The 22,086-nt window shown below is 64.1% G+C and carries 18 protein-coding genes; 14 read left to right on the top strand and 4 right to left on the bottom strand.

All coding sequences use genetic code 11. From position 1 onward, the window contains the following. Positions 1–675: 675 nt before the first annotated feature. A complete protein-coding gene (gene bamE, locus G3N95_RS16870; protein ID WP_205971326.1) occupies positions 676–1,218 on the top strand; it encodes an outer membrane protein assembly factor BamE in 543 nt (180 codons plus the stop codon). Positions 1,219–1,329: 111 nt separating this feature from the next. After that, positions 1,330–2,355, top strand: coding sequence for a patatin-like phospholipase family protein (locus G3N95_RS16865; protein WP_205971225.1), 1,026 nt, complete (start codon positions 1,330–1,332; stop codon positions 2,353–2,355). A gap of 31 nt (positions 2,356–2,386) precedes the next feature. Here the strand turns inward: G3N95_RS16865 and G3N95_RS16860 are convergent, their stop codons facing one another. Then, entirely contained in the window at positions 2,387–2,995 is a 609-nt protein-coding gene (locus tag G3N95_RS16860; RefSeq protein ID WP_205971224.1) for a class I SAM-dependent methyltransferase, read from the bottom strand. 427 nt (positions 2,996–3,422) lie between these two features. Here G3N95_RS16860 and hisQ point away from each other — a divergent pair, with 427 nt between their 5' ends. The 4 genes from hisQ (at position 3,423) to G3N95_RS16840 (ending at position 6,825) form a co-directional block, all read left to right on the top strand. Further along, on the top strand, positions 3,423–4,112 hold the full coding sequence (gene hisQ, locus G3N95_RS16855) for a histidine ABC transporter permease HisQ (RefSeq protein ID WP_205971223.1): 690 nt from the start codon (positions 3,423–3,425) through the stop codon (positions 4,110–4,112). Positions 4,113–4,140: 28 nt separating this feature from the next. Then, positions 4,141–4,854 (top strand): ABC transporter permease, encoded by a 714-nt coding sequence (locus G3N95_RS16850; RefSeq protein WP_205971222.1) that lies wholly within the window; start codon positions 4,141–4,143, stop codon positions 4,852–4,854. A gap of 93 nt (positions 4,855–4,947) precedes the next feature. After that, entirely contained in the window at positions 4,948–5,739 is a 792-nt protein-coding gene (locus G3N95_RS16845; RefSeq protein ID WP_012401181.1) for an ABC transporter ATP-binding protein, read from the top strand. A gap of 33 nt (positions 5,740–5,772) precedes the next feature. Next, on the top strand, positions 5,773–6,825 hold the full coding sequence (locus G3N95_RS16840; RefSeq protein WP_205971221.1) for a GlxA family transcriptional regulator: 1,053 nt from the start codon (positions 5,773–5,775) through the stop codon (positions 6,823–6,825). Between the two features lie 418 nt (positions 6,826–7,243). Here the strand turns inward: G3N95_RS16840 and G3N95_RS16835 are convergent, their stop codons facing one another. Then, a complete protein-coding gene (locus G3N95_RS16835) occupies positions 7,244–7,669 on the bottom strand; it encodes a hypothetical protein (protein WP_205971220.1) in 426 nt (141 codons plus the stop codon). 58 nt (positions 7,670–7,727) lie between these two features. Between G3N95_RS16835 and G3N95_RS16830 the strand changes: the two genes are divergently transcribed. The 8 genes from G3N95_RS16830 (at position 7,728) to G3N95_RS16795 (ending at position 18,418) form a co-directional block, all read left to right on the top strand. Then, entirely contained in the window at positions 7,728–8,957 is a 1,230-nt protein-coding gene (locus tag G3N95_RS16830; RefSeq protein ID WP_205971219.1) for an aspartate aminotransferase family protein, read from the top strand. 28 nt (positions 8,958–8,985) lie between these two features. After that, positions 8,986–10,038, top strand: a complete 1,053-nt coding sequence (gene aruF / locus G3N95_RS16825; RefSeq protein WP_205971218.1) for an arginine/ornithine succinyltransferase subunit alpha — start codon at positions 8,986–8,988, stop codon at positions 10,036–10,038. Continuing rightward, positions 10,035–11,060 carry an arginine N-succinyltransferase gene (gene astA, locus G3N95_RS16820; RefSeq protein ID WP_205971217.1) on the top strand — a complete coding sequence of 342 codons (1,026 nt, stop codon included), beginning with the start codon at positions 10,035–10,037 and terminating at the stop codon, positions 11,058–11,060. Before aruF ends, astA begins: the two co-directional genes overlap by 4 nt. Before the next feature lie 10 nt (positions 11,061–11,070). Next, positions 11,071–12,534: a succinylglutamate-semialdehyde dehydrogenase gene (gene astD / locus G3N95_RS16815; RefSeq protein ID WP_205971216.1), complete on the top strand. Its 1,464-nt coding sequence runs from the start codon at positions 11,071–11,073 to the stop codon at positions 12,532–12,534. Between the two features lie 9 nt (positions 12,535–12,543). Beyond that, the gene (gene astB, locus G3N95_RS16810) at positions 12,544–13,884 is read left to right on the top strand and encodes an N-succinylarginine dihydrolase (protein WP_205971215.1); all 1,341 of its coding nucleotides are present in this window, start codon (positions 12,544–12,546) and stop codon (positions 13,882–13,884) included. Next, on the top strand, positions 13,868–14,911 hold the full coding sequence (astE, locus tag G3N95_RS16805; RefSeq protein ID WP_205971214.1) for a succinylglutamate desuccinylase: 1,044 nt from the start codon (positions 13,868–13,870) through the stop codon (positions 14,909–14,911). Before astB ends, astE begins: the two co-directional genes overlap by 17 nt. Positions 14,912–15,982: 1,071 nt before the next feature. Further along, on the top strand, positions 15,983–16,774 hold the full coding sequence (locus G3N95_RS16800; RefSeq protein WP_205971213.1) for an ABC transporter substrate-binding protein: 792 nt from the start codon (positions 15,983–15,985) through the stop codon (positions 16,772–16,774). Between the two features lie 291 nt (positions 16,775–17,065). Next, positions 17,066–18,418: an EAL domain-containing protein gene (locus tag G3N95_RS16795; RefSeq protein ID WP_205971212.1), complete on the top strand. Its 1,353-nt coding sequence runs from the start codon at positions 17,066–17,068 to the stop codon at positions 18,416–18,418. A gap of 83 nt (positions 18,419–18,501) precedes the next feature. Here the strand turns inward: G3N95_RS16795 and G3N95_RS16790 are convergent, their stop codons facing one another. Both G3N95_RS16790 and G3N95_RS16785 read right to left on the bottom strand, forming a co-directional pair. Further along, the gene (locus G3N95_RS16790) at positions 18,502–19,959 is read right to left on the bottom strand and encodes an HDOD domain-containing protein (protein ID WP_205971211.1); all 1,458 of its coding nucleotides are present in this window, start codon (positions 19,957–19,959) and stop codon (positions 18,502–18,504) included. 67 nt (positions 19,960–20,026) lie between these two features. Next, the gene (locus tag G3N95_RS16785; protein WP_241018619.1) at positions 20,027–21,856 is read right to left on the bottom strand and encodes a sensor domain-containing phosphodiesterase; all 1,830 of its coding nucleotides are present in this window, start codon (positions 21,854–21,856) and stop codon (positions 20,027–20,029) included. Positions 21,857–22,086: the final 230 nt, after the last annotated feature.

Below are 22,086 nucleotides of genomic sequence, written 5' to 3'. Positions count from 1 at the left end.
CGCGACGCAATCCGCCTGACGAGGCGGCGGCCTCCACGGACCTCGACGCCGGTCGGTCCGTCACGTCACGCGTAGGTCGGCTACGCAGTGCACACCCGGACGAACCGGGCCGACCGGGTCAGCCGGGCACACACGCGCAGCCCGTTGCGTGCGCGCGACTGATCCGGCGGCATCGGCGTCGACCTTCGCATGCGGGTGCACGCGTGTCCGGCGTGCGGCCCGATTCGTCAGCGCATTCGGTGTAAACGCGCTCTCGCGCAATTGGCGGGCTGACGCTAGATTGTCAGCACTTGCAGGATAGTCGAGGGGCCAGCGGCTGCCATCGTCGTGGCGGTCGTCCATAGTGGTGAAAATTGCGTCGGCCAGAGGCACGCGTGGCTTCTGGCCGAAACGCTAACCGTTGTGTCGGCATGCGCCCGCATGCCTGTCCGGTGCAGTAGCGTTCCCATGCATGGCTTGTCCTTCCGCTGCGACCATCATGCTTCGCAAGCGATCCCATCTTTCGTGTCCGCGACATTGCCCGCGAAACCTCGCGTAGCAATTCTTTAACTTTCCACACACATCTGCACGGCGTTCGAACGCGAACGGGCCGCCTCACGGGTTATGCTCTGTGATGTTCATACGTTTGTGTCCCGCATGTCATCGAAGATGATTACCCGCACCTCGTTGCGCAACATGATGCTTTCCGTGGCCGTGGTGGGCGCGATGTCCGCGCTCGCCGGCTGCGACGACCAGCAGAGCGAGCAAGCCGTGCAAAAGCTCAAGGAATTTTTCAACGCCGTCAAACCGGATGCGCTGCTGCTGAAGGGCCTGACGCCGGGCGTCACGACGGAAGCGCAAATCCGCGACCAGATGGGCAAGCCCGAAACGGAGCGCACGTTCACCGACGGCTCGAAGCGGTTCGAATACCCGCGCGGCCCGCAGGGCCTCAACACGTACATGGTCGACATCGGTCCCGACGGCATCTTGCAGTCGATCACGCAGGTGCTGACGGCCGCGAACTTCGCGAAGATCCGCCCCGGCATGACGGAAGACGAGGTACGGCGTCTGCTTGGTAAACCCGGTGAGGTGGCCGTCTATCCGCTCAAGCCCGAGACGGTGTGGAGCTGGAAGTGGCGCGAGGGCGGCGTCACGCAAGAGGGTTTCTTCAATGTGCATTTCGACGTCAATCACGTCGTCTACACGACCTCTCGCTCGGATGTGATTCGCGGGCATTGAGCGCGCGCGGCCGGACAGGCGAGGGCGCAAAGCCCGCAAAACGCCCGCAAAACAAAAGTCCGCCGCGCGGGTCCAATCAGAAAACGCCTGCAAACAAGGGAGAAAACAACAATGGCCATTCGTCGGCGCTACAAGCGCATTGGCCTCGTGCTCGGCGGAGGCGCCGCGCGCGGGTGGGCGCACATCGGCGCGATTCGCGCACTGCACGAGGCGGGCATCAAGCCGGATATCGTCGCGGGGACGTCGATCGGCGCGCTGGTCGGTGCCGTGTATGCGAACGGCGATCTCGACTGGCTCGAAGAGTGGGTGACGCGGCTCACGTGGCAATCGGTCGTGCGTCTGCTCGACCTGCGTTTATCGGGCGGCCTGCTCGGCGGCAAGAAAGTCATTCAGGTGTTTGCGAACCGCTTCAACGGCTGTGCGATCGGCGAATTGCAGATGCCGTTCGCGGCCGTCGCGACGGAGCTCGATTCCGGCCGAGAAACCTGGCTGCAGGACGGCGGCGTGGTGGATGCCGTGCGCGCGTCGATTGCGATTCCGGGTCTTTTCACGCCGGTGCTGCGCGAAGGCGTGTGGCTTGTCGACGGCGGGCTGTCCAACCCCGTGCCGGTGTCGGCCGCGCGCGGCATGCGGGCCGACTGCGTGATCGCCGTCGATCTGAACAACGACATTCTCAATGGCCGCGATTTCGGCGGCGCGGTGGTCGACCTGCCGCCGTTGCCGACGGAAGAACTCGTCGAAGCCGAAACATCCGGGCCGCTCACGCTCGATCCCGATGCGCCGCCGCCCGTGCTCGCGACGCCGGAGCCGCCCATGCTGCTGCGGCGCAACGGCAAGCCCTTTCCGGGGTGGCTGCAGCCTTCGTCGGAAGAGTATTCGCGCGATGTGCGCGTGCCGCCCGCGCCGAGCGCGCGCGTGCCGTCGATGCTCACGTCGATCGCGCAAAGCATCGACATCATGCAGGTGCGGATTACGCGCAGCCGCCTCGCGGGCGAGCCCGCCGACATCCTGATCCAGCCGCGCCTGGGCGGCATGGGCATCTTCGATTTTCACCGCGCGGAGCCTGCCATCGCGGAAGGGCGCGCGGCCGTCGAGGCGATGCTGCCCGCCATCCGCGCGTGCCTCGGCACCGACTGACTCACGCAATCGGGTACAGCCCGATCCGCGCTCAGATGTCGCCGCGCTTCGCCGCGATGATGCGGCACACGCGCTTGCCGGAACTCGCGCTCGTGGTGTCGTCGGCGAACAGGATCAGGCAATCGGTGAGGGCATCCGTGACCAGCGCCGGCTCGAACGCCGAATAGAGCCGGCCGTCCGGCTGGCGCGCGTCGGCGCTCTCCGTCACGCGCCACGACAGATACAGCATGCCGTTCGGCCGCAGGATACGCAGCAGGTTGTCGATTGCGTCCGTGATCGCGTCGACGGGAAGATGCATCAGCACGGTTTCGCAGACCACGTTGTCGAACTGCTCGTCGATCTCGGCCAGCGACGGCAGCGTCGCCGTGCGGAACGCAATCTGCGGATAAAGCCGGCGCGCTTCATCGAGCAATCCCGCCGACGCATCGAATCCCGTCACGCGATACCCATGCTCCGCCAGCCACGCGGCGTCGCGCCCATTGCCGCAGCCGATATCGGCCGTCTTGCCCGTCGGCAAGAGATGGGCTTTCCACAGCGCATACATGTCGTCGGGCGGCGGCTGATCGAGCCATTCGTGCGAATAACGGGCGGCGTCGCGCGTGTAGGCGTCGAGCGTTGCGGAGTCGGGGTGAAGTGGCATGCGGCGATCCTGTGCGCAGAAGCGTCGTGTGGCGGAGGGGAACAGCAAGTCTAACGCGTGCGCGATGCGACGGCTGTTGCGGGGCGTGGCCTGGCAGCATCGAGCCCGTGTGTCTTTCAGGGAAAGCCCCAATCGGCGCGGGTTTGCGCGCGTGCAGGCGGCTTCGCGCGTCTATCGAAAAAGCGACCCGAAACTTGCGAATTCGCGGCAGGCGCGGCGCGTGTGCCATGCGCTTACAAACGGATAGCGCCCGGCACTGCGGGCATTCAACGCACGCCGCGCCGCGCCGGTGTGGATGTTGCGGCGCACAATGCGCGGCTGCCCCTGTTTGAGCAAATCATTTTCGCTTGCGAGTATCCGCGCCATGCCGCTGCGGGTGCGGCATTCCGATCAACCTTCGCGTTTCGCTTCGACACAGGAGACACACGTGTTCCTCTATGGCTTTGGCCCGGTGCTCCTCGACGGTACGATCAAGACGGTCGAGCTGTCGGTTCTTTCGCTGGCGACTTCCGTCGTGCTCGGTCTGATCGGTGCGGCGGCGAAGCTGTCGTTCAACCGGCCGCTGCGCGCAATCGCAACGGGCTATACGACGCTGATCCGTTCCGTGCCCGATCTCGTGCTGATGCTGCTGCTGTTCTACAGCATCCAGATCGCGGTCAACAACCTGACCGACGCGCTCGATTTGCCGCAGTTCGACATCGACCCGTTCATCGCGGGCGTGCTGACGCTCGGCTTCATCTACGGCGCGTACTTCACCGAGACCTTTCGCGGCGCGTTTCTCGCCGTGCCGCGCGGCCAGCTGGAAGCGGGCGCGGCATACGGCATGAGCGGCGCGCGGGTGTTCACGCGCATCCTGTTTCCGCAGATGATGCGCTTCGCGCTGCCCGGCATCGGCAACAACTGGCAGGTGCTGGTGAAGGCGACGGCGCTGGTGTCGATCATCGGTCTCGCCGATGTCGTCAAGGCCGCGCAGGACGCGGGCAAGAGCACGTTCAACATGTTCTTCTTCATTCTCGTCGCCGCGCTGATTTATCTGGCCATCACGACCGTGTCGAATCTCGTGCTGATCTGGCTGGAGAAGCGCTATTCGATCGGCGTGCGGCACGCCGAACTCTAACTCGCGCAACGTGCAGGAGACGACGTTCATGATCGACATTCTCAACCAGTTCTGGCGCGCCTTTCTCTACTGGGACGGCCAGCGCATCTCGGGGCTCGCGGTGACGCTGTGGCTGCTGGTCGCTTCGATCGGCATCGGCTTCGTGGCCTCGATACCGCTCGCCGTGGCGCGCGTGTCGAAGAAGCGCTGGCTGTCGACGCCGGTGCGCCTCTACACCTACGTGTTTCGCGGCACGCCGCTCTACGTGCAGCTGCTGCTGATCTACACGGGCATGTACAGCCTTGAATTCGTGCGCTCGCATGCGCTGCTCGATGCGTTCTTCCGCAGCGGCTTTCACTGCGCGATTCTCGCGTTCGCATTGAACACCTGCGCGTACACGACGGAGATCTTCGCGGGCGCGATTCGCGCGACGTCGCATGGCGAAGTCGAAGCCGCGCGCGCTTACGGGATGAGCTGGTTCACGATGTATCGGCGGATTGTGATACCGTCCGCGCTGCGTCGCGCGCTGCCGTTGTACAGTAACGAAGTGATCCTGATGCTGCACGCGACCACTGTCGCCTTCACGGCCACCGTGCCCGACGTGCTGAAGGTCGCGCGTGACGCGAACTCGGCAACCTATCGCTCGTTCGAGGCATTCGGTCTCGCGGCGCTGATCTACCTTGCTGTATCGTTCGGGCTGGTTGCGTTGTTCCGGCGCGCCGAGCGCCACTGGCTCGCGTATCTGGCCGTGCGCCGTCATTGATTGCGCTGCGTGCCGCGGCGCAATGCAACATGGGGCGGCGGCACGACTTCACTTCAGCATCCGTTTCACCCGTCTTCACTCTGGGAGAGCATCTTGCTCCACACGACTCAAACGGAAGCCTGCAAGCTCGCCGTGCAGGACATCCACAAGCGCTATGGCGACAACGAAGTGCTGAAGGGCGTCTCGCTGAATGCCAACAAGGGCGACGTGATCAGCATCATCGGTGCGAGCGGGTCGGGTAAGAGTACCTTCCTGCGCTGCATCAACTTTCTCGAGCGGCCGAACGCCGGGCAGATCGTGGTCGACGGCGAAGCGGTGCGCACGAAAACCGATCGTCACGGCAATTTCGAGGTCGCGGATCACAAGCAGTTGCAGCGCATCCGCACGAAGCTCGCGATGGTGTTCCAGCACTTCAACCTGTGGGCGCACATGAACGTGCTGGAGAACGTGGTCGAGGCGCCGATCCATGTGCTTGGCGTGCCGCGCAAGGAAGCGGAAGACCGAGCGCGCGAGTATCTGGAGAAAGTGGGCCTTGCGCCGCGCCTGGAGAAGCAGTATCCGTCGCATCTGTCGGGCGGGCAGCAGCAGCGTGTGGCGATTGCGCGCGCGCTGGCGATGAACCCGGACGTGATGCTGTTCGACGAACCCACTTCCGCGCTCGACCCCGAGCTGGTCGGCGAAGTGCTGAAGGTGATGCAGAAGCTCGCTGAAGAAGGCCGCACGATGATCGTCGTGACGCATGAGATGGGCTTTGCGCGTAACGTGTCGAACCATGTGATGTTCCTGCATCAGGGGCGCACGGAAGAAGAGGGCGTGCCGTCGGAAGTGCTGGTGACGCCGAAGAGCGAGCGCCTGAAGCAGTTCCTGTCCGGCAGCCTCAAGTAATCGGGTATCCCGACCGTTCCTTCATCTATCGCAATGCCTCGCCCGTCGTCCAGTCCGGCCCGCACAACCCAGGTCGCGATCGTCGCGTTGCCGCCCGTGTCGATGTCGGGCGTGGGGCCGATCGTCGACGCGCTGAATCTCGCCAATGAAATCGACGGGCGGGCGTTGTACCGCTGGCAGGTCTGTTCGTGGGACGGTCGCCCGGTGCCGCTCGCGGGCGGTGCGCTGTGGCCCGCCGATGCCGCGTTCGGCGATGCGATTGCATGTGACTGGCTGATCATCGTCAGCGAGCGCTTTCAGCAGTTCGCGGACTACCGGTTGTTTCTGGCGAGCCTGTCGCGTGTCGGGCAGCGCACGCCGCTCGTGACGGGCATTCATCATGGCGTGTGGTGGCTCGCGATGGCGGGGCAGCTATCCGGCTATCGCGTGAGTGTGAACTGGGAGACCTATCAGCAGTTCACCGAGCAATTCGAGCGCTGCATCGTGACGCAGCAGATCTTCGAGATCGATCGCGACCGGGCGACCTGTGCGGGCGGTCAGGCGACCGTCGATTTCATGCTGGCGATGATAGGCCGCGAGCACGGCCCTGAACTTGCGGAGCGTATCGCGGATACGATGGGTGTCGGCACGCTGCGATCCGGCGAAGAACGGCAGCGCATACCGTTTGTGACCGCGCCTGGCGAGCGGCATCCACGGTTGAATGATGCGTTGCTGTTGATGGAGGCGAATATCGAGGATCCGCTGACGTCGGATGAGATCGCCGGATTGGTCGGCGTTTCGCGCCGGCAGCTTGAGCGGCTGTTTCGGCAGTATCTTGGCTCGATGCCTTCCAAGTACTATCTCGGGTTGCGGCTTGCGAAGGCTCGCACGCAGTTGCAGCGGACCAGCAAGTCGGTTGTGCAGATCAGTCTTGCATGTGGGTTCTCATCTGCTGCGCATTTTTCCAATGCTTATCGGGAGAGGTTCGGCGTGACGCCGCGTGAGGAGCGTAGGAACTGGATCGAGAAGCAGCACGGAAGTGGCGTTGCACGGGGTGGGGTTGATGAGCCTCGGCCCGCGGCTCTGATCGAGCGGCCTGAGGTTTGAGGCTGTTTGTCTGCGACGTAGTCGCCATTCTGGTTTTTCGGTTTTTTCTTCGCTGGCATCCGCGATTTCACGTCGGTGGTCATGCGTTGCCCCTGTGCGGGGCGGCACCTACTTTTCTTTGCAGCGGCAAAGAAAAGTAGGCAAAAGAAAGCCGCTCACACCGCCAGCTTTTGTACTTGCCTGCGGGCCCCCAACCGGTCCCGCACTCCACACGGCAACACTTTGTTTTGCGCCCGTTGCCAGCGCCTTGACCAGGCGCATCACCCACTCCACTCACCCGCAGAGCAGCCAGCGCCAGCGACTCGTTTGCGCCGCCCAGGTGGCAAACTGTGTGTAGCTTGTCGCGCCGTATGCGTTGGCGATCCTACGACACCGATCCGCTGTTCAGTCCGGAGTGGTGCATCTACGTCGAGACGGCCTACACACCGTTTGCCACCTGGGCGGCCATGGACTTCTGGTAGCGCAATTCGTGACGCGGGAGTATGAAGCGGGTGATGCGTGCGGTTAGCACGCTGGCAACGGCGCAAACAAGCGCGTTGCCGCTTGGAGCGTAAGAACTGTTGGGGGCCCGCAGGCAGGAACAAGGGCTGGCGGTGTGAGCCCGCTTTCTTTGCTTACTTTCTTTGCGGCGGCAAAGAAAGTAAGTGCCGCCCCGCACAGGGGCAACGCCAGCAAACCAGAGACACAACGCGGATGCCAGCGAAGGCAAAAGCAAAAGCAAAAGCAAAAGCAAAAGCGAAAGGGCAGAACCGAAACCAAACGGCGAAGCCCGCGCCGAGAAGGCCAGAATGGCGACTGCGTCGCAGACATAAAAAAAGAACCCGTCGCTTCCACGCAAGAACATCCCCCCACCGTCGCCTAAACTACGGATCATTACTCTGAACGAGCCTCGAGGATCCACCATGAACGACCAGAATGTGACCCGCCAGACTTTCGACGAAGTCATGGTCCCTGTCTTCTCGCCGGCGTCCTTCGTGCCGGACCGCGGGCAAGGCTCCCGCGTATGGGACACGCAAGGCAAGGACTACGTCGACTTCGCGGGCGGTATCGCCGTCACGGCCCTCGGTCACGCGCATCCCGAACTGATGCAGGTTCTGCACGATCAGGGCGCAAAACTCTGGCATATCGGTAACGGTTACACGAATGAACCGGTGCTGCGTCTCGCAAAGCGTCTCGAAGAACTCACCTTCGCCGACCGCGCGTTCTTCGCGAACTCGGGCGCCGAAGCCAACGAAGCCGCGCTGAAGCTCGCGCGCCGCGTCGCGTTCGACCGCCACGGCGCCGACAAGGATGAAATCATATCGTTCACGCAGTCGTTTCACGGCCGCACGTTCTTCACGGTGAGCGTCGGCGGCCAGCCGAAGTACTCCGAAGGCTTCGGCCCCGTGCCCGCAGGCATCAAGCACCTGCCGTACAACGACATCGCGGCCGCGCGCGCCGCCATCGGCCCGAAGACCTGCGCCGTGATCGTCGAGCCGGTGCAGGGCGAAGGCGGCGTGATCCCCGCCGATCCCGCGTTCCTGAAGGCGCTGCGCGAAGCCTGCGACCAGCACGGCGCACTGCTGATTTTCGACGAAGTGCAAACGGGCGTCGGCCGCACGGGCTTCTTCTACGCGTATCAGGACACGGGCGTGACGCCCGACATCCTCACAACGGCCAAGGCGCTCGGCAACGGCTTCCCGATCGGCGCGATGCTGACGACCAACGAACTCGCCGCGCACTTCAAGGTCGGCGTGCACGGCACCACCTATGGCGGCAATCCGCTGGCGACGGCCATCGCGCTGAAGGTAGTCGATCTCGTCAGCGACCCGAAGGTGCTCGAAGGCGTGCGCACGCGCAGCGAACAGCTGAAAGCAAAGCTCGCGAAGATCAACGAACGCTTCGGCATCTTCAAGGACGTGCGCGGCAAAGGCCTCCTGATCGGCGCCGAACTCACGGATGCCTACAAGGGCCGCGCGAAGGACTTCGTGACGGCGGCCGGCAAGCATGGCGTGATCATGCTGATGGCGGGCCCGGACGTGCTGCGCTTCGCGCCGTCGCTGATCATTCCCGCCGACGACATGAACGACGGCCTCGCGCGCTTCGAGAAGGCGGTCGAGGAAGTCGTCGGCGCGGTGGCACTCGCCAAGTAACACGTCCCTCTCCACACACGAGACCACGATGCTCTTCGTCCGCCCAGGCCGTCTGGCCGATCTCGACGCGTTGCAACAGATGGCGCGCAACGCGCAGCCCGTGCTGCACTCGCTGCCGCACGACCGGCGCGCGCTGGAGGCGCGCGTCGCGTTGTCGGAAGACTCGTTTCGCGCGGAAGTCGATTTTCCGGGCGAGGAGTTCTATCTCTTCGTGCTGGAAGACAGCGAGACGGGCAAGCTGCACGGCACGGCGAGCATCGTCGCGGCAGCCGGCTACTCCGAACCGTTCTACGTGTTCCGCAACGATGCGCTGATTCACGCATCGCGCGAACTGCACGTGAACCGCAAGATTCACGCGCTGACGATGTCGCATGAACTGACGGGCAAAAGCCGTCTCGCGGGCTTCTACATCGACCCCGAGATGCGTGGCGATGCCGCCGCGCATCTGATGTCGCGCGCGCGCATGATGTACGTCGCCGCGAACCGCCAGCGCTTCACCGCCGAAGTGTTCTCCCTGCTGCTCGGCGTGACGGACGACGCGGGCGTGTCGCCGTTCTGGGAAGCCGTGGGCCGCAAGTTCTTCGGCCGCAATTTCGCCGATATCGAAGTGCAGTCGGGCGGCCGTAGCAGCACCTTCATCGCCGAAGTGATGCCGAGCTATCCGATCTACGTGCCGCTTCTGCCGGAAGCCGCGCAGCGCGTGCTCGGCGAGCCGGACGAAAAGGCGCTGCTCGCGTACGACATCCATATGGAAGAGGGCTTCGAGACGGACCGCTACGTCGATATTTTCGATGCGGGCCCCGTGCTCACCGCGCAAGTCGATCGCAGCGCGTGCGTGAAGCGCAACGAATCGCGCGCGGTGCATGAAGCGTCGGCGCAACGCGGCGCGACGTATCTGATCGCGAGCAACAAGCCGGGCGAGTTCCGCTGCGTGCTGGCCGATCTGCCCGCTCAGACGGAAGAGGGCGCGCCGCTGCCGGCCGCCGCGCGCCATGCACTCGACGTGCGCGACGGGGACACGGTGCGCTGCGTGCCGCTGCATCAGCAGGATCAGAAACAGACTACGGGAGAAGCACAATGATCGTCGTTCGCGTCGTGCAGACGGGCGATGTGGACGCGCTCGTCGCGCTCGCTCAGGAGACGGGTCCCGGTCTCACGACCTTCAAGCCGGACCGCGATGCGCTCGCGGCGCGCATTGCGCGCGCGCGTCGCACGATCGAGGGCAAGGCCGCGCCGCACGAGAAGGGCTACTTCTTCGTGATGGAAGATTCGCAGACGAAGGACATCGCGGGCGTGTGCGGGATCGAAACGGCTGTCGGACTCGAGCAGCCTTTCTACAACTATCGCGTGAGCACGGTGGTGCATGCGTCGCAGGATCTCGGCATCTGGACGCGCATGCGCGCGCTCAACATCTCGCACGATCTGACGGGCTACGCGGAAGTCTGCTCGCTGTTCCTGAGCCCGCGTTATCGCGCGCATGGCGTAGGCGGCCTGTTGTCGCGTTCGCGCTTCATGTTCATCGCGCAGTTCCGCGAGCGCTTTCCGCAACGCATCTGCGCGGAACTGCGCGGCCATTTCGACGCGGACGGCACGTCGCCGTTCTGGCGCGCGGTCGGCTCGCACTTCTATCAGATCGACTTCAACGCCGCCGATTACCTCAGCTCGCATGGCCGCAAGTCGTTCCTCGCGGAACTGATGCCGCGCTTTCCCGTGTATGTCGAGCTGCTGCCCGACGAAGCGCAGCATGCGATCGCGCTCACGCACAGCGACACGCTGCCTGCCCGCAAGATGCTCGAAGCGGAAGGGCTGCGTTACGAGAATCACGTCGATATCTTCGACGCGGGTCCCGTGCTCGAATGCCATATCGCCGACTTGCGCACGGTACGCGAGAGCGCCGTCGCGCCGGTCGAAATCGCCGCCGTCGAAGCGCAGGAGAATGGGCCGCGTTCGCTGGTGTCGAATACGTCGCTCGACGACTTCCGCACGGGTGTCGCGGCAGGCGTGGTCGAGAACGGCGTGTTCCGTCTGACGGCGGACGAGGCGGCGGCATTGAACGTGAAGGCAGGCGAGCTGGTGCGCGTGCTGCCGTTGAAACAGAAATAAGGACGAACACATGAGCGAGCTTTTCATCGACGGCGAATGGATCGCCGGCACAGGACACGCATTCGCATCGCGCAACCCCGGCACGGGCGCGACGGTGTGGGAAGGCAATAGCGCATCGGCGGAAGACGTCGATCGCGCCGTGACGAGCGCGCGCCGTGCGTTCGCGATGTGGTCGGCCGTGAGTCTCGACGAACGCGTCGCCGTCGTGCGCCGTTTCGCTGCGTTGATCAACGAGCGCAAGGAATCGATCGCCGAGGCGATCGGCCGCGAGACGGGCAAGCCGTTGTGGGAAGCGCGCACGGAAGTCGCGTCGATGGCGGCGAAGGTCGACATCTCCGTTCAGTCGTACAACGAACGCACGGGCGAGCGGCGCACCGCGATGGCGGACGGCACGGCTGTGCTGCGTCATCGTCCGCATGGCGTGGTCGCCGTGTTCGGTCCGTACAACTTTCCGGGGCATTTGCCGAACGGGCACATCGTGCCCGCGCTGATCGCAGGCAACACGGTCGTGTTCAAGCCGTCGGAACTGGCGCCGGGCGTCGCGCGTGCGACCGTCCAGGTGTGGCGCGATGCAGGCTTGCCTGCGGGCGTGCTGAATCTCGTGCAAGGCGAAAAGGACACGGGCGTGGCGCTCGCGAATCACCGTCAGATCGACGGGCTGTTCTTCACGGGCAGCTCCGACACGGGCACGCTGCTGCACAAGCAGTTCGGCGGCCGTCCCGAGATCGTGCTCGCGCTGGAGATGGGCGGCAACAATCCGCTCGTGATCGCGCCCGTCGCGGACCTCGACGCGGCCGTGCATCACACGATTCAATCCGCGTTCCTGTCGGCGGGGCAGCGCTGCACCTGCGCGCGCCGCATCTTCGTACCGAAGGATGCATTCGGCGACCAGTTCCTCGCGCGCTTCGTCGAAGTGAGTTCGCAGATTGCCGTCGGCGAGTACAACGCCAATCCGCAGCCGTACATGGGCGCAGTGATTTCGGCGCGTGCGGCGGCGCGTCTCGTCGACGCGCAGGAGCGCCTGATCGCGGACGGCGCGAAGCCGCTGCTGAAGATGGCGCAGCGCGATCCGAAGCTCGGCTTCGTGACGCCCGCGATTCTCGACGTCACGAACGTGCAGAACCTGCCTGACGAGGAGCACTTCGGACCGCTCGCGCAGATCGTCCGTTATGGCTCGTTCGACGAAGCGATCTCGGGCGCGAACGATACCGAGTTCGGTCTGTCCGCGGGCCTGCTCGCCGACGACGAGATGCTGTGGACGCATTTCCAGCGCACGATCCGCGCCGGCATCGTGAACTGGAACCGGCCGACCAATGGCGCGTCGTCGGCGGCGCCGTTCGGCGGCACGGGCCGCTCGGGCAACAACCGGCCGAGCGCGTACTACGCAGCCGATTACTGCGCGTACCCGATGGCCTCCGTCGAAAGCGCGCAACTGCAGATGCCCGCGAGCGTGTCGCCGGGTCTTCATTTCTAAGGATCGACGATGCAAGCCACTGAAGCTAATTTCGACGGACTCGTCGGACCGACCCACAACTACGCGGGGCTGTCGTTCGGTAACGTCGCGTCGCAGAACAACGACAAGTCCATCGCGAACCCGAAGATGGCTGCGAAGCAGGGTCTGCGCAAGATGAAGCAGCTCGCGGACCTCGGTTTCAAACAGGGCGTGCTGCCGCCGCAGGAGCGTCCGTCGATGCGCCTGTTGCGCGAACTCGGCTTTGCCGGTGACGAAGCGGGCGTGATCGAGCGCGTGGCGAAGAATGCGCCCGAACTGCTTGCGGCGGCGAGTTCCGCGTCGGCGATGTGGACGGCGAATGCGGCGACGGTGAGCCCGTCGGCGGATACGCAGGACGGCCGCGTGCACTTCACGCCCGCGAACCTGACGAGCAAGCTGCATCGCGCGATCGAGCACGAGTCGACGCGACGCACGCTGCGCGCGATGTTCGCGGACCCGTCGCGCTTCGTCGTGCATGAGGCGCTGCCCGGCACGCCTGCGCTCGGCGACGAAGGCGCGGCGAATCACACGCGCTTTTGCGCGGAATATGGCGCGAAGGGCGTCGAGTTCTTCGTATATGGCCGCAGCGAATATCGTCGCGGGCCGGAGCCGAAGCGTTTCCCGGCGCGTCAGACATTCGAGGCGAGCCGCGCCGTCGCGCATCGTCATGGCCTTGCCGACGACGCGACCGTGTACGCGCAGCAGACGCCGGAAGTGATCGACGCGGGCGTGTTTCATAACGACGTGATCGCCGTCGGCAATGCGCGCACGCTGTTCTGCCATCAGCTTGCGTTCGTCGATCAGAAGGCCGTGTATGACGAACTGCGCGCGAAGCTGGCGAAGCTCAATGGCGAGTTCAGCGTGATCGAAGTGCCCGACGCGCAGGTGAGCGTTGCCGATGCCGTGTCGTCGTATCTGTTCAACAGCCAGTTGCTCCTGACTGGGGATAACAGGCAGGTGCTGGTCGTGCCGCAGGAGTGTCGTGAGAATCCGCGTGTGGCGGCTTACCTCGATGAACTCGCTGCAAGCAAGGCGCCTATCGACGACGTGCTGGTCTTCGATCTGCGCGAGAGCATGAAGAACGGCGGCGGCCCTGCATGCCTGCGTCTGCGTGTCGTGCTGAACGAGGCGGAGCGTGCCGCGGTGGCGCCGGGCGTGTGGATCGACGACACGCTCTTCACGCGGCTGGACGGGTGGATCGAGACGCACTATCGCGATCGCCTGGCGCCTGCCGATCTCGCCGACCCGAAGTTGCTGAACGAGTCGCGCACGGCGCTCGATGAACTGACGCAGATTCTTGGCCTGGGTTCGCTGTATGACTTCCAGCGTTAAGCCGTCGATGCTGGACGATTTTCTTGCGTTCACGCTGGCCGGTCATCGGCCTGCCGACGATGCGCGCGAGGGCGTGTGCGCGAACGGCGTGCGATGGACGTGGATCGACGATGGCGTGTTGCAGTTCGAGCCCGCCGCATCGGCACAGGGCGACGTACGCAGTGTGCTGGCATCGGCGGGTATTCATGGCGACGAGACTGCGCCGATCGAACTGCTGTCGTTTCTCGTGCGCGATATCGGCAGTGGGCGCGCCGCGCTGGTTTGCCGATTGCTCGTGATACTCGGCAATGTGCACGCGATGCGCGAGTCGTGTCGCTATATCGATGATGATCTGAACCGGCTATTCAGTGGGCGCCATGTCCAGGTGCCGGACAGTCACGAGGCGCCGCGTGCGGAGGCGCTCGAACGTATCGCGTTGCGGTTCTTTGCTGGCGCATCGGATGCGCCGGGTGCGCGTTGGCATGTCGACATGCATACGGCGATACGCGCTTCCGTGTTCGAGCAGTTTGCGTTGCTGCCGCATACGGGTGCGCCGTTGTCGCGCGCGATGTTCGAGTGGTTGCGGGATGCGCGGATCGCGGCGGTGTTGTTGCACACGACGAAGGGCAACACGTATTCGCATTTCACTGCGTCCGAGTGTGGTGCAGAAGCGTGCACGCTGGAACTTGGGAAGGTGCGGGCGTTTGGTCAGAACGACCTGGCTCGTTTTGCTTTTGCCGATTCTGCGTTACGGCAGATGCTCGCCGATGAGCCGGGTGATGGTTCTCTGGCTCTGCCGCGAGTGTTTACCGTGATCGATCAGATCACCAAGCAGAGTGATTCGTTCGAGCTCCTGTTTGCTAATGACGTTGCCAATTTCACCGCGTTTGAGCGCGATACGGTTCTCGCGCGGGATGGTGAGTATCGGTATGTCGTGCGACATGACGAAGAGCGCATCGTGTTTCCTAATGCCGGTGTTAAGCCCGGCTTGCGGGCTGGGTTGCTGGTGGTTGAGACTACTGGTGAGGTTCATGCCGGGTTGAAGTAGGTTCTTGTCTGCGACGCAGTCGCCATTCTGGTTTTTTTGCTGGCTGGCGGTCTTTCTTTCGCTGGCGTCCGCGATTTCATGTCGGTGTTCATGCGTTGCCCCTGTGCGGGGCGGCACTTACTTTCTTTGCCGCCGCAAAGAAAGTAAGCAAAGAAAGCGGGCTCACACCGCCAGCCCGTGTTCTTGCCTGCGGGCCCCCAACAGTTCTTACGCTTCAGGCGGCAACGCACTTGTTTTCGCGCGTTGCCAACTCGCTAAGGCACGCATCACCCACTCCACACTCCCGCGTCACAAACTGCGTTACCAGACGTCGACCGCCGCCCAGGTGGCAAACTGTGTGTAGGCCGTCGCAATGGAAGTGCACCACTCCGGACTAAAAAGCGGGATCGGTGTCGTAGGATCGCGAACACGTACGGTGCGACAAGCTACACACAGTTTGCCACCTGGGCGGCGCAGACGAGTCGCTGGCGCTGGCTGCTCTGCGGGTGAGTGGAGTGGGTGATGCGCCTGTTCGAGGCGCTGGCAACGGGCGCAAAACGATGTGTTGCCGTGTGGAGTGCGGGACCCGTTGGGGGCCCGCAGGCAAGAACAAGGGCTAGCGGGGTGAGCCCGCTTTCTTTGCTTACTTTCTTTGCGGCGGCAAAGAAAGTAAGTGCCGCCCCGCACAGGGGCAACGCCTGAACACCGACATGAAATCGCGGACGCCAGCGAATCGCGGACGCCAGCGAATCCCAGACGCCAGCGAATCACGGACGCCAGCGCAGAAGCAAAAAACCAAACCGGCAACGCCCGCGCCACGAAGGCTTGCACGCCACCGACAAGAATTTGCAACTTCCCCACCGCGGTGAAAACCGAAAAACCAGAAACCGCACACCGCTCCGCGAGAGAAACAACAACCCGCGCCACGTAGCGCAAACCGAAGACCCTGTAAAATCCCCGCCTCGCGGAACGCCTGGTGCGCCGCACCAATCCTGGCGAGGTCGTTTGAATCGCCAATCCAGCGCTGCAATGATCATCCGCACGCCCAAGGCGGGGCATACCGCCGCCTGCACTTCCTGAGGAAAGCAACAAATGAAATTGAGTTGGCATAAAACGGCTGCGCTCGCCGCATTCATCGCCGTGACGGCAACGGCACAAGCATCGGCCGCCGAAATCAAGGAAATCCGCTTCGGCGTCGAAGCGTCCTACGCTCCGTTCGAATCGAAGTCGCCCGCCGGCGACCTGCAAGGCTTCGATATCGATATCGGCAACGCCGTCTGCGCCAAGCTCAAGACGAAGTGCGTGTGGGTCGAGAATTCGTTCGACGGCCTTATCCCCGCGCTCCAGGCCCGCAAGTTCAGCGCGATCAACTCGGATATGTCGATCACCGACCAGCGTCGCGCCGTCATCGACTTCACCGATCCCATCTACGTGATCCCCAACCAGATGATCGCGAAGAAAGGCAGCGGCCTGCAGCCGACGCCCGCTTCGCTCAAGGGTAAACACGTCGGCGTGCTGCAAGGCACGATCCAGGAAACCTACGCGAAGGCGAAGTGGGCGCCCGCCGGCGTCGACGTGATTCCCTATCAGACGCAGGATCAGGTCTACGCGGACCTCGTCGCAGGTCGCCTCGATGCATCGTTCCAGGACGCTGAAGCGGCATCGAAGGGCTTCCTCAAGAAGCCGCAAGGCGCCGGCTTCGAATTCGCCGGTCCGGCCGTGTCCGACGAGAAACTGCTCGGCTCGGGCGTCGGCTTCGGTCTGCGCAAGGGCGACGCCCAGTTGAAGGACGCCGTCAACCAGGCGCTCAAGGAACTGAAAGCCGACGGCACCATCGACAAGCTCGCCGCGAAGTACTTCGACGTGAAGGTCGTGCTCAAGTAAGGCACGCGCCAGCCGTTGCGGAACATCGCAGCAACAGAGTGACAAACCGGCCGCCTCGTGCGGCCGGTGGCGTTTTTTGCCCTTGTTTTATAGTCTTTTTTTCGCTTCGGCGTGCCCCTGCGCCAGTCTGCGTGCGCTAAAATCGGCGCACGGGGAAGACGGCTCGACAGGTCGCACAGAGTCGTCGCCAGAACGATGCTGAGAGCACGAAGCGCAACGCTTCGCCACAACTACTTGCACGGGATCCGGTTCGGCGCGCAAACGCGAACCCGGGTCGACAGGGGACCGGGAATGACCACCACCGCAGTCGCTGAACGCCAGGCAGAAGGCGTTCCGGGCATCACGCAGGATGCGCGCGCAAACGTTTCGTTTGCTCGCCAACCCATCCTGAACCGCGACAACATGCTGTGCGCGTTCGAACTCAAGCTGTATCAACCGCCAGCCGCTGAATCCGCCGAAGCCGAAGAGGACGCGGACAGCGAGCAGCCGAAGGCCGGCCCGAGCGCCGCCGAACGCTTCATCCAGGCCGTGTTGCAGCACGACGTGCGCGCCGCGCTCGGCAATCATCCGGGCTATCTGCCCGTCACGCGCGAACTGCTGTTCGACCACGCGATCCGCAGCCTGCCCGCCGAGCGCTTCATGTTCGAGTTGCCGGCCGACATCCTCGCCGACGACACGCTGATCGCGCGCATCGTCGAGCTGCACGGCCGCCGCTATCGCTTCGTGATCGACAACGTCGCGCAAGCCGACGAAACCTTTGCCCGTCTGCTGCCGTATGCGGACGCCGTGAAGATCGACATGAACCGCATCCCGCAGGCCATGCTGCCCAAGTTCGCGAGCGTGCTCAAATCGGCAGGCAAGCTGCTGATCGCGCAGGGCGTCGAGTCGCAAGAGGTGTTCGAGCAGGCGTTCAATCTCGGCTTCGATCGCTTTCAGGGCTTTTACTTCGCGAATCCGCAAGGTGCGGCTGCACGCAAGGTCAGCGCGCCGCGTCATGCACTGCTGAATCTGCTGCAACTGCTCGGCGGCGAACCCACGGTCGCACAGCTCGAAGCCGAATTGAAGCTGAACCCGGTGCTGGTGATGCACCTGATGCGCCTCGCCAATTCGAGCGGTCTCGCGATGGGCCGCAAGGTCACGACCTTGCGCGAAGCAATCAACGCAACAGGCACCAACCGCATCGCACGCTGGACCCAACTGCTGTTGTACGCGGACGGCCGCAAGGTCGCGCTCGAAGACGATCCGCTGCTGCAACTCGCCGCGACGCGCGCGCGTTTCATGGAACTGGCCGTCGAACGTCTGCCCGAAGCCGGTCGCGACGAAACCGACGCGGCCTTTCTCACGGGCGTGTTCTCGTTCGTCGATTCGGTGTTCGGCGGCTCGCTCGAACATACGCTCAACGTGCTCGCGCTGTCCAAGCCGATCCGCGATGCGATCCTGCTGCGCGAAGGCGCGCTCGGCACCTTGCTCACGCTCGTCGAAGCGCTGGAGCGCGGCGCGTGGGCGCACATCGAAAGCGCGTGCTCCGGGCTCGACGGTGTGCAGGTGAGCGACATCGCGCAGATGGGTCTCGTCGCCGCCGCGTGGGCGGGTATCGCCGATCGCAGTGCGGAGGCGACAGGGCTGGAGCGGATCGAGGACTAAGGCAAGACGATGCGCGGCCGGGCAGCATCGGCCGCGCATGTCGATGGAAGAGGGCGCATGGCTTTGATGCCTGCGCCCTGGCATCAAAGCATTTCTACTTCGCTCACGGGCGCATAAGCGAAGAACCGGCCCAGCTCGCGTGCGAGTTCGTTGAGCGCGGCCATTTCCCGCTGCGTGATGCGGCGCGGCAGATCATGGTGCGCCCAGTCGCCGTAGAGCAGGGCGACCGTCGACTTGTTTTCGAGCACCACGGGCAACAGCACGAACGAATGCACGCCGTCGAATGCACGGCGATACCAGTCCGGCAGTCGTGCATGCATTTTCGGATCGCGCGCGTTCTCGATGAAGATGCCAACCGAGTTGGCAATCGCGAGATGAAACACGTCGGGTTCGAACGCCGTCGCGAAGCTGAGCTTGGGTAGCGCCGCGTCGATCTTCGCGCCGAAACCCATCGACGCTTTGAAGATGCCGCTGCCGTGCCGCACGAACACCACCGTGCGCTCGAACTGCAGTCCCGCTAGCACCGTCTCCGAAGCCATCGCGAGCGCGGGCGCGAGTCCGCTGTCGCTCGGCAACGCCTGCAATTCACTGACGCCCGCGCGGATGCACGATTCAGGGTCGAGCGACTCGCGCGCAATCGCATCGGCGTTCGCGCGCAGTTCGAAGATCTCGCGCATCAGGCCGTTGCGGGTTTCTTCTTCGGCGAGCGTGAGGCTCATCTCGACGAGCACGTCGGGATCCGTATTGAGCGTGCGGCTGTAGCGCTGCGCGAGTTCCGCGATGCGCACGTCGCGCTGCGACTCGGGCAGATGCGGCTGCGTCAGCACGTTCGCCACTTCCGTCGAGTAGTTCGTGATCGCGCGCAGCCATTGCACCTGGCGCGGCTCGTCGTTCTGCAGCGGATCGAACTCGGTCATGCCCACGCGAATCAGATCGGGCAGACGCCAGCGCGTCGCCGCTTCGAGGCCGATTTCCTCGAACGTCACGCCGAGCACGCTTTCGCACGCTTCGTTCTCGCCCATGCCCGTGTCGCGCTGACGGCGAATCTGGTCCCATTCGGCATCGAGATAGAACACGACGAGCAGCTTGCCGATCTGACGCATCAGCGTGCAGACGACGGCCTCCTCGCCCTCGCGCAGGTCGCCGCGCTCGGTGAGCTTGCGCGCGACGCAGCCGGACAGCATGGTGCGGTTGAGTTCGAGTTTCGCGTCGATACGGCGCGGCACGCTGTGATGAAAGTGATCGACGATCTTCAGGCCGACCACCAGGTGCCCGACGGCATCCATGCCCAGCACCATCAGCGCGCGCGAGACGGTCGTGATGTTGCCGCCGAACGCCATGTACATCGCCGAATTCGCGAGACGCAGCACCTTCTGTGTCAGCGCGAAGTCGGAGAGCACGATCTGCACGAGCCCGCTGAAGTCGAGGTCGTCGTTGCTCATCGCGGCCATCGTCGAGCGGAGCGACTGCTGCAGCATCGGAAAATCGCCTCGCTCGTTCATGCGAGCCCAGAGCCGGTCAAGCAGCGCAGCCTTTAGCATGAGAGTCCCGCAAGAGGCATACAGTTTCCAGTGAGTGGCGCCACGGTGTCGTTACGCATCGTGTGGGTCACGCTTCACCATGCACATGAAGCGCGCGCGATTCGAAACGCTGTGCGAGTTCTTCCGATGGGAGTGCCTTGCAGACGAGCCAGCCCTGGATGTGGTCGCAGCCCATCTCCGTCAGCAGGTCGCGTTGTTCTTCCGTCTCGACGCCTTCCGCGACGAGTTCGAGGTCGAGCGTCTGCGCGAGGCCCACCACGGCGCTGACGATCGCCTGATCGTTGCGCGAGGTTAGCAGATTCTCCACGAAACTCCGGTCGATTTTCAGTTTGGCAAGCGGAAAGCGTTGCAGATACGCAAGGCTCGAATAACCGGTGCCGAAATCGTCGACGGCGAAGCGGATGCCGAGGCCCGTCAGTTCTTCGAGCAGCGTGGTCGCATGCAGCGGGTCGTGCATCAGCAGGCTTTCCGTGATCTCGAACACGAGCCGGTGCGGATCGATGCCCGTCAGCGCGATCGCTTCGCGCACGCTTTCCTTGAAGCGCGGATCGCGGAACTGCTGCGGCGATACGTTGACGGCGACGTATTGCAGCCGGATGCCTTGCGTATCCCAGCGGATCAGCTGCATGCACGCGGCCTTCAGCACCCAGTTGCCCAGGTAGTTGATGAGGCCGACGGATTCGGCGAGGGGAATGAACATCGACGGCGGCACGAGGCCGTGCAGGGGATGCTGCCAGCGGATCAGTGCCTCGACGCCGACCACGCCGCGCGTCTGGCTGCTCGTGATCGGCTGGAAGTGCAGCGAGAACTCGCCGTTGCGCACGCCGTCGTACAGGTCCGATTCGAGCTTTAGGCGTTCGGCGTCGGCGGGGCTGTCGTCGGGCACGTAGAACGCGAGCGTGTTGCCGCCCGCGGCCTTCGCGCGCGACAGCGCATGATCGGCCCAGCGCAGCAACTGGCTGTCCCGCGACGGCGCGTCGGGCGACTCGTCCGCGTGCTGCGTGTCGGGATAGAGCGCGATGCCGACGCTCGCCGACAGATGCACGGGCTGCCGGTTGAACGTGTACGGCTGCTGGATGGCCGTCAACAGCCGGCGCGCCAGCGCTTCGGCGGCCAGCGCGGTATCCGCGCGCCCGTGCACGGGCGGCAGCAGGATTGCGAATTCGTCGCTGGAGATCCGCGCGATCACTTCGCCTTGGGTCGTCATGTTGGACAGGCGCCGTGCGGTGTCGCGCAGCATCTCGTCGCCGGCGTCGTAGCCGAGCGCGCGGTTCACGCGCTGGTAGTCGTCGATATCGAGCAGCAGCAGGGCAGCGGACTTGCCCGTCGCATCCGCCTTCTGCTGCGCGTGCCGCATTTCCTCGACGAGAGCGGGCACGTTCGCGAGACCCGTCAGATGGTCGTGATGCAGCTGATGTTTGAGGCTCGCTTCCGTCGCGCGCCAGCTGGACACGTCGAAGCCGGCGATCGCAAAGCCCTCGATGCCGTCGTGGCAGTTGCGCGCGATGCGCAGCTCGACGGGCACGGGATAGGTCAGCGACTTGATCAGGTCCAGCGTGATCTTTTCGACGGCGCCGCTTTCGTCGGCGCGGCGCAGTGCGGCATCCAGCCGCGCCACGTCGCCTGGTGCGACGAGTTCGTGCAGCGTGACCGTTTCCAGATATTCGCGGTGATAGCCGATGAAGCGCAGGCTCGCCTCGGACACATACAGAAAGGTGAGATTGCGCGCCACGTGCGCGAGGAAGTCGACGGCGCCTGCGGCCTGTTCGAGACCATGCGAGACGGCCGGCAGGCCTGGCGCAACCGTCGCGCGTGCGGGCTGACGGACCGCGCGAAATCGGTCGATCGCCGTGCGCAGCAAGCCCCGGCGGGCTGGGGTGATCCTGGTCGCTTCCATGTGTATCGCTGACTACCCGGTTCGTCTTGAGGCTGGACGTCGCTGCGGTGCCCGTCGGCTGGCCGAATCGGGGCAGGCGCGAGGCCGTCCATCAGAACGGGTTATCGACGTTTTCAGCGGAATCTTTAGCCGTTGGACATAAAAGGCGCCATAACATATGGTAAGGAATGGAAAGCCGCTCGGCGCCTGTACATGGTCGGAGGGATTCCGCTAAAGTGGCGGCCAGGGCG

This window comes from Paraburkholderia sp. Tr-20389, from assembly GCF_017104565.1.
GTDB lineage: Bacteria > Pseudomonadota > Gammaproteobacteria > Burkholderiales > Burkholderiaceae > Paraburkholderia.
This window is presented reverse-complemented; position numbering and strand designations above follow the sequence as displayed.